At 73.8% G+C, this 18,053-nt stretch carries 14 protein-coding genes; 3 read left to right on the top strand and 11 right to left on the bottom strand.

From position 1 onward, the window contains the following. Positions 1–52 precede the first annotated feature (52 nt). The 7 genes from RSE42_RS08815 to pflB form a co-directional block, all read right to left on the bottom strand. A complete protein-coding gene (locus RSE42_RS08815; RefSeq protein WP_137280433.1) occupies positions 53–808 on the bottom strand; it encodes a PIG-L deacetylase family protein in 756 nt (251 codons plus the stop codon). A 60-nt stretch (positions 809–868) separates the two neighbouring features. Then, on the bottom strand, positions 869–3,151 hold the full coding sequence (locus tag RSE42_RS08810; protein ID WP_415298649.1) for a DEAD/DEAH box helicase: 2,283 nt from the start codon (positions 3,149–3,151) through the stop codon (positions 869–871). Continuing rightward, positions 3,148–3,534, bottom strand: coding sequence for a type II toxin-antitoxin system death-on-curing family toxin (locus tag RSE42_RS08805; protein WP_034652365.1), 387 nt, complete (start codon positions 3,532–3,534; stop codon positions 3,148–3,150). Before RSE42_RS08805 ends, RSE42_RS08810 begins: the two co-directional genes overlap by 4 nt. A gap of 2 nt (positions 3,535–3,536) precedes the next feature. Further along, positions 3,537–3,734 (bottom strand): CopG family transcriptional regulator, encoded by a 198-nt coding sequence (locus RSE42_RS08800; RefSeq protein ID WP_108047630.1) that lies wholly within the window; start codon positions 3,732–3,734, stop codon positions 3,537–3,539. Between the two features lie 60 nt (positions 3,735–3,794). Further along, positions 3,795–4,418, bottom strand: a complete 624-nt coding sequence (locus tag RSE42_RS08795) for a GrpB family protein (protein WP_415298646.1) — start codon at positions 4,416–4,418, stop codon at positions 3,795–3,797. Positions 4,419–4,550: 132 nt separating this feature from the next. Then, the gene (gene pflA, locus RSE42_RS08790) at positions 4,551–5,543 is read right to left on the bottom strand and encodes a pyruvate formate-lyase-activating protein (RefSeq protein ID WP_081895823.1); all 993 of its coding nucleotides are present in this window, start codon (positions 5,541–5,543) and stop codon (positions 4,551–4,553) included. A gap of 20 nt (positions 5,544–5,563) precedes the next feature. Further along, entirely contained in the window at positions 5,564–7,879 is a 2,316-nt protein-coding gene (gene pflB, locus RSE42_RS08785; protein WP_391515827.1) for a formate C-acetyltransferase, read from the bottom strand. Between the two features lie 378 nt (positions 7,880–8,257). On the opposite strand from pflB, the gene RSE42_RS08780 reads away from it, so the two are divergent. Next, a complete protein-coding gene (locus RSE42_RS08780; protein ID WP_228485322.1) occupies positions 8,258–9,355 on the top strand; it encodes a glutamate--cysteine ligase in 1,098 nt (365 codons plus the stop codon). A 90-nt stretch (positions 9,356–9,445) separates the two neighbouring features. On the opposite strand, the gene dxs is transcribed toward RSE42_RS08780, so the two are convergent. Continuing rightward, the gene (gene dxs, locus RSE42_RS08775) at positions 9,446–11,368 is read right to left on the bottom strand and encodes a 1-deoxy-D-xylulose-5-phosphate synthase (protein WP_085388033.1); all 1,923 of its coding nucleotides are present in this window, start codon (positions 11,366–11,368) and stop codon (positions 9,446–9,448) included. A 203-nt stretch (positions 11,369–11,571) separates the two neighbouring features. Here dxs and RSE42_RS08770 point away from each other — a divergent pair, with 203 nt between their 5' ends. Together RSE42_RS08770 and RSE42_RS08765 are read left to right on the top strand one after the other, a co-directional pair. Continuing rightward, on the top strand, positions 11,572–13,023 hold the full coding sequence (locus RSE42_RS08770; protein WP_043654636.1) for a GuaB1 family IMP dehydrogenase-related protein: 1,452 nt from the start codon (positions 11,572–11,574) through the stop codon (positions 13,021–13,023). Continuing rightward, a complete protein-coding gene (locus tag RSE42_RS08765; protein ID WP_396051452.1) occupies positions 13,020–13,727 on the top strand; it encodes an NUDIX hydrolase in 708 nt (235 codons plus the stop codon). Before RSE42_RS08770 ends, RSE42_RS08765 begins: the two co-directional genes overlap by 4 nt. A gap of 34 nt (positions 13,728–13,761) precedes the next feature. Here the strand turns inward: RSE42_RS08765 and RSE42_RS08760 are convergent, their stop codons facing one another. From RSE42_RS08760 to RSE42_RS08750, 3 genes are all read right to left on the bottom strand, one after another. Beyond that, on the bottom strand, positions 13,762–14,646 hold the full coding sequence (locus RSE42_RS08760) for an arginase family protein (RefSeq protein WP_043654633.1): 885 nt from the start codon (positions 14,644–14,646) through the stop codon (positions 13,762–13,764). Between the two features lie 110 nt (positions 14,647–14,756). After that, positions 14,757–17,576 carry an aconitate hydratase gene (locus RSE42_RS08755; protein ID WP_378226228.1) on the bottom strand — a complete coding sequence of 940 codons (2,820 nt, stop codon included), beginning with the start codon at positions 17,574–17,576 and terminating at the stop codon, positions 14,757–14,759. Positions 17,577–17,785: 209 nt separating this feature from the next. Beyond that, positions 17,786–18,019 (bottom strand): hypothetical protein, encoded by a 234-nt coding sequence (locus RSE42_RS08750; RefSeq protein ID WP_034652372.1) that lies wholly within the window; start codon positions 18,017–18,019, stop codon positions 17,786–17,788. Between the last annotated feature and the right edge of the window lie 34 nt (positions 18,020–18,053).

Genomic DNA, 18,053 nt, shown 5'->3' with positions numbered 1-18,053 from the left:
GAGTACAGGACGGGCCACGACCGCCTGCTCGGCGGCCGCCGGAGGGGGTGGGTCAGTCCTCTCCGTTCATGAGCAGGAGCTCGAACGCCACGGCGTGCTCCACGCCCATCCGCTCGCCCGTCGGGGCGCTCATCGACGCGAGGAACGCCGCCGGGTCGAAGTCCTCCCAGCCGAGGCCGTCGAGGTAGGCGGCGTGCGCGCGCAGGGACGCCACGCCCGCGTCGAAGGTCGCGCTGACGTCCACGCCGTGCCGGGCGTCGGGCGACGCGGCGACCCACACCTGGCGCACGCCGCCCCACGGCTCGATCCCGTCCGACTCGACCTGCTCGCGGAACACCCACCGGTTCCCCGCGTCGCGCACGGCGTCCACGACGGCCCGCCCCGTCGCGACGTGGTCCGCCTGGTTGAGCATCCCGCCCGGGAACGTCTCGCGGTAGTTCCCGGTGATCACGACGTCGGGCCGGTGACGGCGGATCGCCCCCGCGATCGCGCGCCGCAGCGTGAGGCCGTACTCGAGCACGCCGTCGGGCAGCCCGAGGAACTCGACCTCGTCGACGCCGACGATGCGTGCGGACTCGACCTCCTCCGCCTCCCGCACGCGGCGCGCCTCGTCCGGGTCCATGCCGTCGATCCCCGCCTCGCCGCTCGTGACCATGCAGTACACGACCCGCTTGCCCTGCGCGGTCCACCGCGCGACGGCGGCGGCCGCGCCGAACTCCATGTCGTCCGGGTGCGCGACGACCGCGAGCGCCGTCGACCAGTCCTCTCGCAGCGGGGTGAGCGCGGGCAAGGTGTCGATCTCGGTCATGACGCCACGCTATGCCCCGTCCCGGTGCCGAGCGCGACGACGGCGCAGGCCCGGGCCGCGTCAGTGCTCGGCGGACGCGTCCTCGGTCGCGTGACCGAGCGCGCCGGCGGGAGGGACCTCGTCGGTGGGCGCTCCCGCGACGGGCGCGTCCTCGACCGACGTCACGGCCGGGTCGACGAACAGCCGGGCGCGCTCGGCGTCGACCACCGCGCGCGCGAGCGACGCCTCGGACACGTCGACCGCGCCCGCGACCTCCTCGGCGAGCGCGCTGCGGCGCGCATAGGCGTCGAACAGCCGGGCCTTGGTGCCGAGAAGGCGCACGAGGTGCTCGTCGACGCTGTCGACGGTGAGCAGGCGGTGCACCTGGACGGTCTCGACCTGCCCCATGCGGTGGGCGCGCGCGACGGCCTGCGCCTCGGTCGTGGGCTTGGTCTGCGGCTCGCACAGGACCACGACGGACGCCGCCTGGAGGTTGAGACCCACTCCCCCGACGTCGATCTGGCTGACGAGCACGCGCGGGTCCTCGGCCGCGGTGAAGTCGTCGACGATCGTCTGTCGCGTGCGGGCGGGCACGGAGCCGGTGAGGGGCGGGAGCGCGAGGTCGCCGAGGGCGCGCACGACCACGTCCACGACGTCCCGGAAGTACGAGAACACCACGACCTTGCGCCCGTTCTCGGCCGCCTCGCGCGCGATCTCGACGAGCCGGCGCAGCTTCGCCGAGTCCTCGGGGTGCTCGACGGCGAACGCCGCCCGCCGCATGGCCATGAACGACCCCGCCGCGACCGCCTCCCGGTACGCGGCGCCGTCGACCGGGCCGAGCCGCTCCCACTCGTCGACCTGCACGAGCTCGGGCAGCTCCTCGAGCACGTCTTCGGCGTTGCGGCGCAGGTACGCGGGCGCGACAGCGTGCCGGAACGCGTCGGGGCCCGCGGCGCCGTGCGCGGCGTCGAGGCGTGCCGCGAGCTCGGGCTGGAGGTAGCCCAGCAGGGTGCGGAACTCCTCGACCCGGTTCTCCATGGGCGTGCCCGTGAGCAGCAGCACGTGCTCGGTCGTCCGCGCGAGGGCCGCGACGGCCACGGACCGCTTCGCGAGCGGGTTCTTCACGTAGTGCGCCTCGTCCACGACGAGCACGGCCGGCGCCGCCGCCGCGAACGCCTCGGTCCCCGCGCGCCGCAGGCCCGCGAAGGTCACGACGGCGACGCCGCCCGCAGCGCGCCACGCGGCGGCTGCCTCCTCCCGGTCCTCGCCATGGACGGCGTGCACCGGGAGGCTCGCGTGCGCGCGCAGCTCGCGCACCCAGTTCTCCAGCACGCTCGCCGGGCACACGACGAGCGCGTGGGTCGCGCCGCGGGCGACCAGGTGCGCGACGACCGCGACGGCCTGCACCGTCTTGCCCAGGCCCATCTCGTCGCCCAGGACGACGCGGCGCTGGGCGAGCGCGAAGCGGGCCCCGAACGCCTGGTACCCGCGAAGCGAGACGGTCAGCAGCGACTCGTCGAGCGCCTGCGTCTGCACGCGGTCGACCAGCTCGGCAGGCAGGTGCCCGGCCGCGGCGGCGACGTCGCGGCCCGTGGGGGCGACGCCGTCGAGCAGCGCGTAGTACGCCGCGGACCGGCGGCGGAAGTCTTCCCAGACGTCGTACGGGCGCGCGGGCTCGGCGAGCAGCCCGACGACGCGCCACGCCTCCTCGGCGAGCCCGGTGGCCCGCGCCCGCTCGGCGACCGCGGCGAGCACCGTGATTGCGGCTGAGGCCCGACGCCGCCGCTCGCCCCACGCGAGCAGGCGGCGCGGCCCGCTCGCGGCGACCAGCGCGTCGGCGCGCACGCGCTCGTGCTCAGCGAGCGCGGCCCGCACCTGGTCGCCGTACCGCGCGACGGCGGCGTCGGCCTGGTCGAGCGTGTGCAGCGCCTGGACGAGCGCGGTCGCGACCGGGTCCGTCGGCGTGAGGTCGATCCGGAAGCGCAGGCTCTCGCGCACGGCGCGTGCCACCTGCTCGGCGGCGGCGAGCAGGTGCGTCGCCGTCTGCGGGCCGATCTCGGGGAGCTTCTCCAGCCCGTCGTGCCCGAGCCGCGTGACCTCGCCCACCGTCCGCACGCCCGCGTCCGCGAGCGCCCCGAGCCGTAAGCGCTCGCGCGTGACGTCGCGCAGCGACGCGACGTCGACGGTGTCGAGGCGCGCCAGGACCTTCTCCTCGCGGCTGTCGCCGAACGCGGCGCGCACCTGCTCGCGGGCCGTCCCGGGCGCGGCGGAGAGGGTCGCGAGCAGCGCGGCGAGGGCGTCCGCGTCCGCGACGACCGCCCGAGCGGTGGCGACGTCGGGCAGCGCGCCGCTCGCGGCGGTCACGACTCGCGGCGCACGACGTGCTCCGCGAGCTTCCCCGCCACGGTCTCGACGTCGTCGATCTCGCCGGCTGCGACACCGACGACGAGCGCGTACGCAGTATCCTGCGGCATGGCGAGCCGCACCCCGTTGAGCGCGTAGAAGAGCCTCACCGCGACCCAGCCCAGTCGCTTGTTCCCGTCGATCAGCGCGTGGTTCTTCGTGACGGAGAGAAGCAGCGCCGCTGCCTTCTCGTCGAGGGCGGGGTAGGCCTCGACGCCGTACATCGACGCGGCCGGACGCGCCAGTGCGGACGACAGAAGCCCGTAGTCGCGGACGGCGGGCGGGTGCCCGAGGAACGCCGTGGCGGCGGCGACGAGGTCGTCCTCGTCGAGGTAGACGACCACGGCTACTGCGCGAGCCGGTCGAGCAGCTCCTGGTCCTCCGCCACGATGTCGGCGAGCAGCCGGTCACGCATCTCGCGCCGCTTCGCGTCGTACTCCACGACGGCGCGTGCGACGGCGGTGTTCGCGGAGACGCCCTCGCGGCGGGCGATACGCTCCAGCGCCGCCTGCGCGTCGTCGTCGAGCCGCAAGGTCATAGCCACGTGAGCTCCTCTCGTTTGGTACCACCACGGTATCAGTGCTCGGGCGGCACCGTGCAGGGATCAGGCAGGAGCGTTCGCGCGCTCGGCGAGCCAGCGCTCCATCCGGGACTGCGCCGCGTCGAGGAACGCCGTCTTGTCGCGCGTGTAGTCGTCGTAGTCGTCGGCGTCCGCGTGGCGCGCGGCGAGGTCGCGCTTCGTCGCCTCGTACGCCGCGGCCTCGGCGGGGACGGCACGCAGCCAGTCGCGGAACGCGACGACGTACGCCGCGAACGGCGAGTCGAGGCGCCGGACGTGCAGGATCACGGGCGGCTCGTCCCCGTCGCCGGGGCGGGCGAGCAGTCGCTTGGCGTAGAGCTCGGGGGCGGGGTCGGCGCCCGGACGCGGGACGTCCCGGTACACGCCGGGCGAGTCCGGACGCGCGCCGCGCTCGATCGAGAACCCGAGCGGCCCGAGCGCGGCGTCGAGCTCCGCCTCGGAGGGCAGCGGCGCGACGCGCACCTGGAGGTCGATGATCGGCTTCGCCGCGAGCCCGGGGACCGCCGTCGACCCGATGTGCTCGACCACGACCGGGCTCGTGCCGTCGGGGCTCGCGAGGTCGGCGAGCGCGCCGGCGGCGCGCTCGGTCCACCGCCTCCCGCATTCGGTCCATCGGGGGTCGTGGGCGTCGACGGTCGCTGCAGGCACCCGCGCACCCTACGGCCCGACCCCGACCCGGGGAGCGCGCACCCGCCGAGACGGGAGAAGTGGCCCCTGGAGCACGGCGGTCCGGGGCCACCTCTCCCGTCTCGGCGAGCGGGCGCTCGTCGGCGGGTCGGGTCAGTACGTCGTCAGGCCGTGGGCGCGGAACTGGTCGCGCACGCGCTCGGTGAGCTCGGCCGACGGCGCGGGCGTGTCGTCGAGCTCGTAGGTGCGCCCGAGCGCGTCCCACTTGTCGCGGCCCATCTGGTGGAAGGGCAGCACCTCGACGCGCGTCACCGTGCCGGGGCGGATCGCGTTGAGCGACGCCGCGTACGCGGCGACCTTCTCGACGTTGTCCGGGTCGTCGGTGAGGCCCGGGACGAGCACGAAGCGCACCCAGACCTCGGGCGCGTGGCCGGTGAGCCCGCGCTCGGCGATCCGTCGCCCGAACCGCAGGGTCGGCTCGAGGTCGCGGCTCGTGACCTTCGTGTAGGTCTCCGGGTCGCCGGACTTCACGTCGAGCAGCACGAGGTCGGTGTCGTCGAGCATCGCGTCGGTCGCGTTCGCGCCGAGGAAGCCGGACGTGTCGAGCGCGGTGTGCACGCCCATCGCCTTCGCACCGCGCAGGACGCGCGCCGCGAACGCGGGCTGCATGAGCACCTCGCCGCCCGAGAGCGTGAGCCCCCCGTGGGTGGCCCGGAAGACGGGCAGGTAGCGCCGGACGCGCCCGAGGAGCTCGTCCGCCGTGACGGGCCTGCCGTCCTTCATCGCGAACGTGTCGGGGTTGTGGCAGTACAGGCACCGCAGCGGGCACCCGTTGAGGAACACGGTGAGCCGGGTCCCCGGCCCGTCCACGGCGGTGACGAGCTCCCAGGAGTGGACCGAGCCGAGCTCGCCCGCGCGCATCGCCGCGAGCTTGTCGGCCCGGTCCACGTCCGCGACCGTCAGCCCGTCCAGGCCCGCGCCGGCCCGGCGCGCGTGGCCCACGGGCGTGCCCGACGCCGCGGGCTCGGCCGCGGAGGTCGGGACGCCCGGGACGTCGAGGCGCGTGGCGTCGTCGGGCAGGGTGCCCCCGGCGACGCCGCACCCGCGCGACGGGCGGACGGCGGGGCCGGGAAGGGTGACGGTCATGGCTGGCTCCTCAGCGCTCGTCAGAGCGCGCCGTGGAAGGTGCGCGACAGCACGTCCAGCTGCTGCTCGCGCGTGAGGCGGACGAAGTTCACCGCGTACCCGGACACGCGGATCGTCAGCTGCGGGTAGTTCTCCGGGTGGTCCATGGCGTCCAGGAGCGTCTCGCGGTTCAGCACGTTGACGTTCATGTGGTACCCCTCGGACCCGATGTAGGCGTCCAGGAGGCCGGCGAGGTTGGTGACCTGCTCCTCCTTGGTGCGCCCGAGGCCGCTCGGCACGACCGTGTTGGTCAGCGAGATGCCGTCCTGCGCCTCGTCGTACGGCAGCTTGGCCACCGACAGCGCCGAGGCGAGCATGCCGTGCGTGTCGCGCCCGTTCATCGGGTTGGCACCCGGGGCGAACGGCTCGCCGGCGCGGCGGCCGTCAGGCGTGTTGCCCGTCGCCTTCCCGTACACGACGTTCGACGTGATCGTCAGGACCGACTGCGTGGGCACCGCGTCACGGTACGTCGGGTGCGTGCGGACCTTCGCCATGAACCGCTCGACGAGGTCGACGGCGATCGCGTCGGCCCGGTCGTCGTCGTTGCCGAACGTCGGGTACTCGCCCTCGGTGACGTAGTCGACGACGAGGCCGCGCTCGTCGCGGACGACGGAGACCTTCGCGTGCTTGATCGCCGACAGCGAGTCCGCCGCGACGGACAGGCCCGCGATGCCGCACGCCATGGTCCGCAGCACGTCCTTGTCGTGCAGCGCCATCTCGATGCGCTCGTACGCGTACTTGTCGTGCGACCAGTGGATGCAGTTGAGCGCCTCGACGTACGTCGCGGCCAGCCAGTCCATCGTCGCGTCGAACTTCGCCATGACGTCGTCGAAGTCGAGCACGTCGCCCTCGACGGGCGCCGCCACGGGCGAGACCTGCTTGCCGGAGATCTCGTCGCGGCCGCCGTTGATCGCGTAGAGCAGCGTCTTGGCGAGGTTCACGCGAGCGCCGAAGAACTGCATCTGCTTGCCGACCCGCATCGGGGACACGCAGCACGCGATCGCCGCGTCGTCGCCCCAGTGCTGGCGGATGAGCTCGTCCGACTCGTACTGCACGGCCGAGGTGTCGATCGAGACCTGCGCGCAGTAGTCCTTGAAGCCCTGCGGCAGGTCCGGGCTCCAGAAGACCGTCATGTTCGGCTCGGGGGCCGGCCCGAGGTTGTAGAGCGTCTGGAGGAACCGGAACGAGTTCTTCGTGACGAGCGGGCGCCCGTCCTCGCCCATGCCGCCGATCGTCTCGGTGACCCACGTCGGGTCGCCGGAGAACAGGGCGTCGTACTCGGGCGTGCGCAGGAACCGCACGATGCGGAGCTTGATGACGAAGTCGTCGATGATCTCCTGCGCCTCGGACTCCGTGATGCGGCCGGCCTCGAGGTCGCGGTCGATGAACACGTCGAGGAACGTCGACGTGCGGCCGAGGGACATCGCGGCGCCGTTCTGCTCCTTCACCGCGGCGAGGTAGGCGAAGTAGAGCCACTGCACGGCCTCGCGGGCCGTCGTCGCCGGGCCGGAGATGTCGTAGCCGTACGAGGCCGCCATCTCCTTGAGCTCGCCCAGCGCGCGGATCTGCTCCGCGTGCTCCTCGCGCTCGCGCACGACCTTCTCGCTGAAGGGCTGCGTGTCGAGCCCGAGCTTGTCGAGCTTCTTCGCGGCGATCAGCGCGTCGACGCCGTAGAGCGCGACGCGGCGGTAGTCGCCGATGATCCGGCCGCGGCCGTAGGCGTCGGGCAGGCCCGTGATGATGTGCGAGCTGCGGGCCGCGCGCACGTTCGGCGGGTAGACGTCGAACACGCCCTGGTTGTGCGTCTTGCGGTACTCGGTGAAGACCTTCCGCAGGGTCTCGTCGACCTCGTAGCCGTACGTCTCCAGCGCGCCCTCGACCATGCGCCAGCCGCCGTTCGGCATGATCGCGCGCTTGAGCGGGGCGTCGGTCTGCAGACCGACGATCACCTCGTGCGCCTTGTCGATGTAGCCCGGCGCGTGCGCCGTGATGCCGGCGGGCGTGCGGGTGTCCACGTCGTAGATCCCCATCTCCCGCTCCTCCGGGAACATGGCGGACAGCGTGCTCCAGATGCCCGTCGTGCGCTCCGTGGGGCCGGCGAGGAACGACGCGTCGCCCGTGTACGGGCGGTAGTTGCGCTGGATAAAGTCGCGCACGTCGACCGTGTCGCGCCACGGGCCGTCGGTGAAGCCCTCCCACGCAGGGACGTGCGCGGTGTCGCGCTGCGGGTCGACGGCGCCCGCCCCCGTCGCGCGGCCGCCGCTCGTCGTGCCGGTTGCCTCGGAAACGCTGGTCATCTGGACCTCCCTCGTGCCTGACGCGCGGGTCCGCGCGCCGGCCGGACCCGCCGGCCTCGCGAGGTCCCGGGTGGGGCCCTCGGCCGAGGTTCCGACGGGCTCCTTCGCCACCTCCAGGCTAGGTTCCCGGAGCCCGCCGCGGAGGCGTTCGGGACCGCCCGGGGACCTAGGTCCCGAGGCGGGCGGGACCCGGCAGGAACGGCCGGATTCCGCGGTTCCTCGCCCCCGCGGCACCCTTTCCGAGGGGGTCTTGTGATGACCTTCACAAGCCCTCCGGCCCTCCCCCTGGGGACCCCGCGCCGCCGTCGTGACGCACGACACGGGCGCGCGTCACACGCTCGCCGGACGTGCCGCGCGCATCCGTGTGAGACTGCCCGGGTGAAACGCACCGTAGGGGTCGAGGAAGAGTTCCTGCTCGTCGGCGACGACGGGCAGCCCGTCGCCCGCGCGGCCGAGGCCCTCGAGGCCTCCGGCACCGACGACAAGGGCGGGGGCACCGGCTCGCTGGAGTCGGAGTTCATGGAGGAGCAGCTCGAGACGGCGACGCACCCGCGCCGCGAGATCGACGAGCTCGCGACCGAGATCCGCGAGGGCCGGCGTCGCGCCCAGGAGGCCGCGGACCGCGTCGGGGCCCGCGTCGCCGCGCTCTCGACGTCTCCCCTGCCGTTCGAGGGCACGACCGTGTCGCGCCTGCGCTACCTCGAGGCGCGCGCCGCGTTCGGCCTCACGGCGCGCGAGCAGCTGACGAGCGGCTGTCACGTGCACGTCGCCGTCGCGGACGACACCGAGGGCGTCGCTGTGCTCGACCGGATCGGGCCGTGGCTCGCGACGCTCCTCGCGCTGAGCACGAACTCGCCCTTCTGGCAGGGCCAGGACAGCGGGTACGCGAGCTTCCGGTCGCAGGTCTGGTCGCGCTGGCCCACCTCCGGCCCGACGCGCGCGTTCGGCTCGCCCGAGGCGTACCGCGCGGCGGTCGACGGCCTCGTCGCGACCGGGACGATCCTCGACGAGAACATGGTCTACTTCGACGCCCGCCTGTCGTCGCGCTACCCCACGGTCGAGATCCGCGTCGCGGACGTGTGCCTCGACCCGGACACCGCGACGCTGCTCGCGGCGCTCGCCCGCGGTCTCGTCGAGACGGCGGCCCGGGAGTCCGCCGACGGCGCGCCCGCGCCCGAGCTGCGGCCCGAGATCCTGCGCACCGCGTCCTGGCGCGCCGGCCGCTCGGGCCTCGAGGAGGACCTCGTCTCGCCCCTCACCTGGCGCCCGGCCCCCGCGCACGACGTCGTGGGCCAGCTCGTCGCGCACGTGCGCGACGCGCTCGTCGACGCCGGGGACCTGGACGCGGTGACCGAGCTGCTCGGGCGCCTGTGGTCCGGGGGCAACGGCGCCGCCCGGCAGCGCGCGTGGCACGCGGCGTCCGGCGGCGACCTGCGCGCCGTCGTCGAGCACGCGGTCGAGGTCACCCACTCCTGACCGACGCGACGGCCCGCGGCGCACCTGCGCCGCGGGCCGTCCGCGTGTCCGGAGCCGCGCACCCGGGAGCCGGGTGCGCGGCAGGGGTCGTCAGCCGCGTGCGAGCGCCGCGAGCGCGTCCAGCACGTCGCGCGCGACGTCTGCCCCGGTGAGGCGGTACGCGGACACGACCTGATCGCGCGTGGCGTGGTCGAGGAACTGCGCCGGGAGGCCGATCGGGTGCACGGGCGTGCGCACGCCCGACTCCAGCGCCCGCTGGGCCAGCAGCGCGCCGACCCCGCCGTCCGCGACGCCGTCCTCCACCGTCACGACGAGGTCGTGCTCCCCGGCGAGCTTGACGAGCGCGCTCGGCATCGGGAGCACCCACGTGGGCGACGCGACCGTGACGTCGACGCCGTGCGCGGTGAGCGACTCCCCGGCGTCGAGCGCGACGCGGGCCATCGAGCCCAGGCCGACGAGCAGGACGCGGCGCGGACCACCCGGCGCCGCCGCGGCGGGAGCGGCCTCGTCGCCCGCGCCCGCAGGCACCGCGAGCAGGTCCACGCCGTCGACGGACTCGACGGCGGGCAGGGCGTCCGAGAGCGCGCCCTTCGGGTACCGCACGACCGTCGGGGCGTCGTCGACGTCCACGGCCTCGCGCAGCGCGGTCCGCAGGGTCTCCTCGTCGCGCGGCGCGGCCAGGCGCAGGCCCGGCACGATGCGCAGCATCGCCATGTCCCACATGCCGTTGTGGCTCGCGCCGTCGTCGCCCGTGATGCCCGCGCGGTCGAGCACGAACGTCACGCCGGCCTTGTGCAGCGCGACGTCCATGAGCACCTGGTCGAACGCGCGGTTGAGGAACGTCGCGTACACCGCGACCACCGGGTGCAGCCCGGCGAACGCCATGCCGGCCGCGGACGTCGCGGCGTGCTGCTCCGCGATCCCGACGTCGAACGTGCGCTCGGGGAACGCCTGCGAGAACGGCTTGAGACCGACCGGCTCGAGCATCGCCGCGGTGATCGCGACGACGTCGGACCGCCGCCGCCCGATCTGGACGATCTCGTCGGCGAAGACGCTCGTCCAGCCGAAGCGCGAGGGTGCGACCGGGAGCCCGGTCTCCGGGTGGATCTTGCCCACGGCGTGGAAGCGGTCGGCGACGTCCTGCTCGGCGGGCGTGTAGCCGCGGCCCTTCTCGGTGAGCGCGTGCACGATCACGGGCGCGCCGTACGCCTTCGCACGGCGCAGCGCGTGCTCCATGGCCTCGACGTCGTGGCCGTCGACCGGCCCGACGTACTTGATGCCGAGGTCCTCGAACATGCCCTGCGGCGCGACGACGTCCTTGAGGCCCTTCTTCAGGCCGTGCAGCCACTCGTAGGCGAACCGCCCGGGCGCGCCGGACCGGTTGAGGGTGCGCTTGCCCCACTGCAGGAAGCTCTCGTAGCCGTGCGTGGTGCGCAGCGTCGACAGGTGGTGCGCGAGGCCGCCGATCGTGGGCGAGTACGAGCGCCCGTTGTCGTTGACGACGACCACGAGCCGCCGGTCCTGGCTCTCCGCGATGTTGTTGAGCGCCTCCCAGGCCATGCCGCCGGTGAGCGCGCCGTCGCCGATGACCGCCACGACGTGCCGGTCGGTGAGACCGCGCACGACGTTCGCCTTGGCGATGCCGTCGCCCCACGAGAGCGCGGTGGACGCGTGCGAGTTCTCGACGACGTCGTGCTCGGACTCGGCGCGCGACGGGTACCCGGACAGCCCGCCCTGCTTGCGCAGCGCGGAGAAGTCCTGGCGCCCCGTGAGGAGCTTGTGCACGTAGGACTGGTGGCCCGTGTCGAACACGAAGGTGTCCGTGGGCGAGGAGAACACGCGGTGCATCGCGATGGTCAGCTCCACGACCCCGAGGTTCGGGCCGAGGTGGCCGCCCGTGCGGGAGACGGAGTCGACGAGGAACGCCCGGATCTCCGCGGCGAGCTCGCGCGCCTGCCCCGGGGTCAGCCGTTGCACGTCCTCGGGCGAGGTGATCGTGCCAAGCAGGCTCATGCAGATGCTCCGTTCCGTTCCCGTGCGACCAGCCCGACAACTCTAGGCCGTCCGGGCCGATGACCTGCGCCGCGGTGCGCCGGGCGACGGGACCTTCACGTCATTGACGCACACTCGCGCCGCGGACGCACGGACGCGACGTTCGTGGAATTCTCCTTCCGCACTGCGGACAACGGCGGGGTGCGACCTCGTAGGATGGAACCATGCGCTTCCTGCCCGGACAGTCCCCCGCGACCGACCTCACCTACGGCGACGTGTTCCTCGTCCCGTCGCGCTCCGAGGTCGCGTCGCGCTTCGACGTCGACCTCTCCTCCGCCGACGGCACGGGCACGACGATCCCCGTCGTCGTCGCCAACATGACGGCCGTCGCGGGGCGCCGCATGGCGGAGACCGTGTCGCGGCGCGGCGGCATCGCGATCATCCCGCAGGACGTCCCGACCGACGTCGTGGCGGACGTCGTCGCGGACGTGAAGTCCAAGGACCCCGTCATCGAGACGCCCGTCGTCGTCGGCCCGCACGACACCGTCCACACCGCCCTCACGCTCATCGGCAAGCGCGCGCACGGCGCCGCGGTCGTCGTGGACGGCGGGCGTCCGGTCGGCGTGGTCACGGAGGCCGACTGCGCCGACGTCGACCGCTTCACCCAGGTCCACCAGGTGATGACCGACCACCCCCTCGTCCTCGACGCCTCCGTGCTCGACGGCGGTCGTGCCGGGCTCGAGGCGGCCTACGAGCAGCTCCACACCGCTCGCCTCAAGGTCGCGCCCGTGACGCGCGACGGTGCGCTCGTCGGTGTCCTCACGCGCAAGGGCGCGCTGCGCTCGTCGGTCTACGCGCCCGCGCTGGACGACGCCGGGCGCCTGCGCGTCGGCGCCGCCGTCGGGATCAACGGCGACGTCGCGGCGAAGGCGAAGGAGCTCCTCGCGGCCGGGGTGGACGTGCTCGTCGTGGACACGGCGCACGGCCACCAGGCCAAGATGCTCCAGGCGCTCGACGCCGTGCGCTCGGTGGGCCCGGACGTCCCCGTGGTGGCGGGCAACGTCGTCACGGCCGACGGCGTGCGCGACCTCGTCGCCGCGGGCGCGGACATCGTCAAGGTGGGCGTCGGGCCGGGGGCCATGTGCACCACGCGCATGATGACGGCCGTCGGCCGCCCGCAGTTCTCCGCGGTGCTGGAGTGCGCCGCTGCGGCGCGCGAGCTCGGCAAGCACGTCTGGGCCGACGGCGGCGTGCGCCACCCGCGCGACGTCGCCCTCGCGCTCGCCGCGGGCGCCTCGCAGGTGATGATCGGCTCGTGGTTCGCGGGCACCTACGAGTCCCCGGGCGACCTGCACGACGACGGCACGGGCCGCCTCTACAAGGAAAGCTTCGGCATGGCGTCGGCGCGCGCCGTCGCCGCCCGCACCGCGGGGGGCTCGCCGTTCGACCGCGCGCGCAAGGCGCTGTACGAGGAGGGCATCAGCTCGAGCCGCATGTTCCTCGACCCGCAGCGGCCCGGCGTCGAGGACCTGCTCGACCAGATCACGTCCGGGCTGCGCAGCTCCGCGACCTACGCCGGGGCGTCGAGCCTCGCCGAGTTCGCGGACCGCGCCGTCGTGGGCGTGCAGTCGGCCGCGGGCTACGAGGAGGGCCGCCCGCTCCCGGTGAGCTGGTGACGACCCCGCCCGAGGCTGCGCGCGCGTCGGCGCGCGCGCAGCTCGCGACCCTCGCCCGGGACGGCGGTGCCTGGCCCGAGCCGTGGCGCCACGCCGTCGGCACGCTGCGCCCGGACGCGCGCGACGCCGCCGTGCTGCTGCTCTTCGGCGTCCTCGACGGGGTGCCCGCGGTGCACCCGGCCGCGGCCGTCCCCGCCGACCTCGACGTGCTCCTGCTCGCGCGCGCGACGACGCTCGGCCACCACCCGGGCCAGGTCGCGTTCCCGGGCGGCCGGCTCGAGCCCGACGACGACGGCCCCGTGGGCGGCGCGCTGCGCGAGGCCGAGGAGGAGACGGGCCTCGACCCGGACGGCGTCGAGGTGCTCGGCACGCTCGGTCGGCTGCCCGTGCCGGTGAGCAACCACGTCGTCACGCCCGTGCTCGGGTGGTGGGCCCGGCCCACCCCGGTCCGCGCCGTCGACGCCGCCGAGTCGGCCCACGTGTTCCGGGTCCCCGTGGCCGACCTGCTCGACCCCGGCCGGCGCCGCACGGTGACGGTCCGCCGCGACCGCCGGGTGCACAAGAGCCCCGGCTTCCTCGTGGAGGCCGACGGGCGCGAGCACCTCGTCTGGGGCTTCACCGGCGGCATCCTCGACGCGCTGTTCGACCGGCTCGGCTGGACCGAGCCGTGGGACCGGACGCGCACGCTCGACGCCCCGCTCTGACGGCCCGCCCGTCCCTCGGTGCCCGTACCCCGCGTCAGCCGGGCGCGAGCGCGCGGGCGAGCAGGTCGACCAGCGCGCGGGCCGTCGTCGACCCGCCGTGGTCCGGGTTGAACTCGACCAGCGTGACCGCGACGAGGTCCGGGTCGGAGACGACCTCGCGCACGACGCGCTCCAGCTCGGCGGGGACGAGCCCGCGCCCGAAGACGGGCACGTCGGCGGCGGGCAGCGCGAAGAAGTCGAGGACGTCCACGTCCACGTGGAGCACGAACGGCCCGCCGCCCACGCCGTCCACGGCACGACGGGCCGCCGCCTCGGGACCTGCGGAGACCTCCGCGGCGGGGACCCGGGTCGCGGCGACGCGGCCGTCCTCGTCCTCCTCGGCGTCGGAGAAGCCGAGGAACGCGAGCCGTCGCGCGTCCAGGAGCGGTCGTCGCGCCCCGACGGCGCTCAGCTCCGGGCTCGCGCCCGGGAGGTCGAGGAGGTGCGCGACGCCCGTCGCGTCGGCGATGGGCTCCTCGGGGTGCGACGCGACCGTGAAGAGGTCCTGCCCGCCGTCGACGTAGACCAGGCCGCAGTCGTCGTGCACGTCCACGGCCGCGGCGACGACCCCGAGCGTCACGGTGCACTCGCCGCCGAGCACGAGCGGCACACGACCCGCTCGGAGCTCGCGCCCCACCGCCTCGCGGACGCGACCGACGCCCACGGCGACACGCTCGACATCGTTCAGGCGCCCAGGCACGTGGTGCGCGCGCCAGCGGGCCGGCTCGACGTCGCCCTGGTCGGTGACCACGAGCCCGCGCGCCCGGAGCGCGTCCACGAGCCCGGCCGCACGCAGCGCCGCGGGCGCCTTCTCGAGACCGGGGCCGTGGGCGGCCGCGCTCGACGGGACGCCCAGGACCGACCACGACCGCTGTGTCATGCGACCGACGCTACGCCGGACTCCCGACACCCGCGCAGGGGCTGGTGGAGAACGGCGACGGCGCGCCCGCCCCGGCCGGGGTGGACGCGCCGTCGGGACGCGCGTGCGTGTCAGGCGACGAGGGAGCGCAGCACGTACTGCAGGATGCCGCCGTTGCGGTAGTAGTCCGCCTCGCCCGGGGTGTCGATGCGCACGACGGCGTCGAACTCGACGCTCGTGCCGTCGGGCTTGGTGGCCGTGACCTTGACGGTCGACGGCGTGGTGCCGTCGTTGAGCGCGGTGATGCCCTCGATGTCGAAGGTCTCCGTGCCCGCGAGGCCGAGCGACTCGGCGCTCTCCCCCGCCGGGAACTGCAGCGGCAGGACGCCCATGCCGATGAGGTTCGAGCGGTGGATGCGCTCAAAGCTCTCCGTGATGACGGCCTTGACGCCCAGGAGCGCCGTGCCCTTGGCCGCCCAGTCGCGCGACGAGCCGGAGCCGTACTCCTTGCCGCCCAGGATGACGAGCGGGGTGCCCTGCGCGGCGTAGTCCTGCGCGGCGTCGTAGATCGTGTCCTGCGCGTCCTTCACGAAGTTGAAGGTGTAGCCGCCCTCGACGTTGTCGAGGAGCTGGTTGCGCAGGCGGATGTTCGCGAACGTGCCGCGGATCATGACCTCGTGGTTCCCGCGGCGGGAGCCGTAGGAGTTGAAGTCGCGGCGGGCGACGCCGTGCTCCGCGAGGTACTTGCCGGCCGGCGAGTCCACCTTGATGGCACCGGCTGGGCTGATGTGGTCGGTCGTCACCGAGTCGCCAAGCTTCGCGAGCACGCGCGCGCCCGAGATGTCGGTGACGGGCGACGGCTCCATGCCCATGCCGTCGAAGTACGGGGGCTTGCGCACGTAGGTCGACTCGGTGTCCCACGCGAACGTGTCGCCCTCGGGCGTCTCCAGCGCGCGCCAGCGGTCGTCACCCGTGAAGACGTCCGCGTAGTCCTTCGTGAACATGTCGCGGTCGATCGACGCGTCGATCGTCGCCTGGACCTCTTCCGGGGAGGGCCAGATGTCCTTGAGGAAGACCGGCTCGCCGTGCGGGTCGGTGCCCAGGGGCTCGCCGTCGAAGTCGAAGTCCATCGTGCCGGCCAGCGCGTAGGCGATGACGAGAGGCGGCGACGCGAGGTAGTTCATCTTCACGTCGGGGTTGATGCGGCCCTCGAAGTTGCGGTTGCCCGAGAGGACCGAGACGACCGAGAGGTCGTGCTCGTTGACCGTCGCCGAGATCTCGTCGGCGAGCGGGCCCGAGTTGCCGATGCACGTGGCGCAGCCGTAGCCGACCAGGTGGAAGCCGAGCTTCTCGAGGTACGGCCACAGGCCGGCCTTCTCGTAGTAGTTCGTCACGACCTGCGAGCCGGGCGCCATCGACGTCTTGACCCACGGCTTCGACGCGAGACCGCGGTCGACCGCCTTCTTCGCGAGCAGGGCCGCCGCGAGCATGACCGACGGGTTCGACGTGTTGGTGCACGACGTGATCGACGCGATGACGACGTGCCCGTGGTCGAGCTCGGTCGTCGTGCCGTCCTCGAGCGTGACCGGGACGACCTTGTGCGGGCGCTTCGCGCTGTCGGCGTGGCTCGGCGCGACCGGCTGGTCGGACGGGTCGTCGTGCGCGGCGGCGGCGATGGGGTCGGACGCCGGGAACGTCTCCTCGACGGACTCGTCGAGGCCCGTGAACGGCGCCGCCTCCTGGGCGTCGACGTAGTCGAGGATCGCGGACGCGAACGACTCCTTCGCCTCGCCGAGCTCGATGCGGTCCTGCGGGCGCTTCGGGCCGGCGATCGACGGGACGACCGTCGAGAGGTCCAGCTCGAGGTACTCCGAGAAGACGGGCTCGACGTAGCCGTCGGCCTCGGGGTCGAGCCACAGGCCCTGCTCCTTAGCGTACGCCTCGACGAGCGCGAGCTGCTCGTCGCTGCGGCCCGTGAGGCGCAGGTAGTCGATCGTCACGCCGTCGATCGGGAAGATCGCGGCGGTCGAGCCGAACTCGGGGCTCATGTTGCCGATGGTCGCGCGGTTCGCGAGCGGCACCTGGGCCACGCCCGCGCCGTAGAACTCGACGAACTTCCCGACGACGCCGTGCTGGCGCAGCATCTGCGTGATGGTGAGCACGACGTCCGTCGCGGTCACGCCCGCCGGGATGGAGCCGTTGAGCTTGAAGCCCACGACGCGCGGGATGAGCATCGAGACGGGCTGGCCGAGCATGGCCGCCTCGGCCTCGATGCCGCCGACGCCCCAGCCGAGCACGCCGAGGCCGTTAACCATCGTCGTGTGCGAGTCGGTGCCGACGCACGTGTCCGGGTAGGCGCGGAGCACGCCGCCGACCTCACGGGTCATGACGGTGCGCGCGAGGTACTCGATGTTGACCTGGTGCACGATGCCGGTGCCCGGGGGGACGACCTTGAAGTCGTCGAAGGCCGTCTGGCCCCAGCGCAGGAACTGGTAGCGCTCGTGGTTGCGCTGGTACTCGAACTCGACGTTGCGCTCGAACGCGTCCGAGCGGCCCGCGACGTCGATCTGGACCGAGTGGTCGATGACCATCTCGGCCGGCGCCAGCGGGTTGATGCGCGACGGGTCACCGCCGAGCTCCGCGACGGCCTCGCGCATCGTCGCGAGGTCCACGACGCACGGCACACCGGTGAAGTCCTGCATGATCACGCGCGCCGGCGTGAACTGGATCTCGGTGTCCGGCTGCGCGTCCGGGTCCCAGGACGCGAGCGCGCGGACGTGGTCCGCGGTGATGTTGGCGCCGTCCTCCGTGCGCAGGAGGTTCTCGGCGAGGATCTTCAGGCTGTACGGGAGGCGCTCGACACCCTCGACGGCGGAGAGGCGGAAGATCTCGTACGAGTTCTCACCGACCTCCAGCGTTCCCTTCGACCCGAACGTGTCGACGCTGCTCACTCGTAGCTCCTTCGTGGCGAGACGGTGGCACGGATGCCATGGTTCAGGGGGCTTCGCCCAGACTACGCCGGGCCGGTGCGCCGCTCCGGCCGCGTCCCGGAGGACGGGCGGGGCGGTGGCCGGCGGCTCGTCCACGACCCGCTGCGACCTGCACCGCGACCAGCATACCCCATATATCTTGACGTCAAGATATATGGGTCGGCGACGGCTCAGAGGTCGCAGTCGCACAGGACGTTGAGCTCGACGACCTGCTCCCCCTCCTCGGGCCGCGCCCACGCCTCCGCCTCGGCGCGCGACGCGAAGCTCCGGCCCGCGAGCCGCCCGTTCGGCATCAGGACGCCCACGCCGACGACGTCCCGGACGTCGTCCGGACCGTCGCCGGGCCCGTCCTGGCTCGCCGCCCGGACGACCGTTCGGGTCCCCGTCGCCGCCGTGCTCGTCATGCGCGCCTCACCGTCCGTGCTCGTAGGGGTCTCC

The organism is Cellulosimicrobium sp. SJTW-1 (assembly GCF_047716875.1).
GTDB classification, from domain to species: Bacteria; Actinomycetota; Actinomycetes; order Actinomycetales; family Cellulomonadaceae; genus Cellulosimicrobium; species Cellulosimicrobium funkei.
This window is presented reverse-complemented; position numbering and strand designations above follow the sequence as displayed.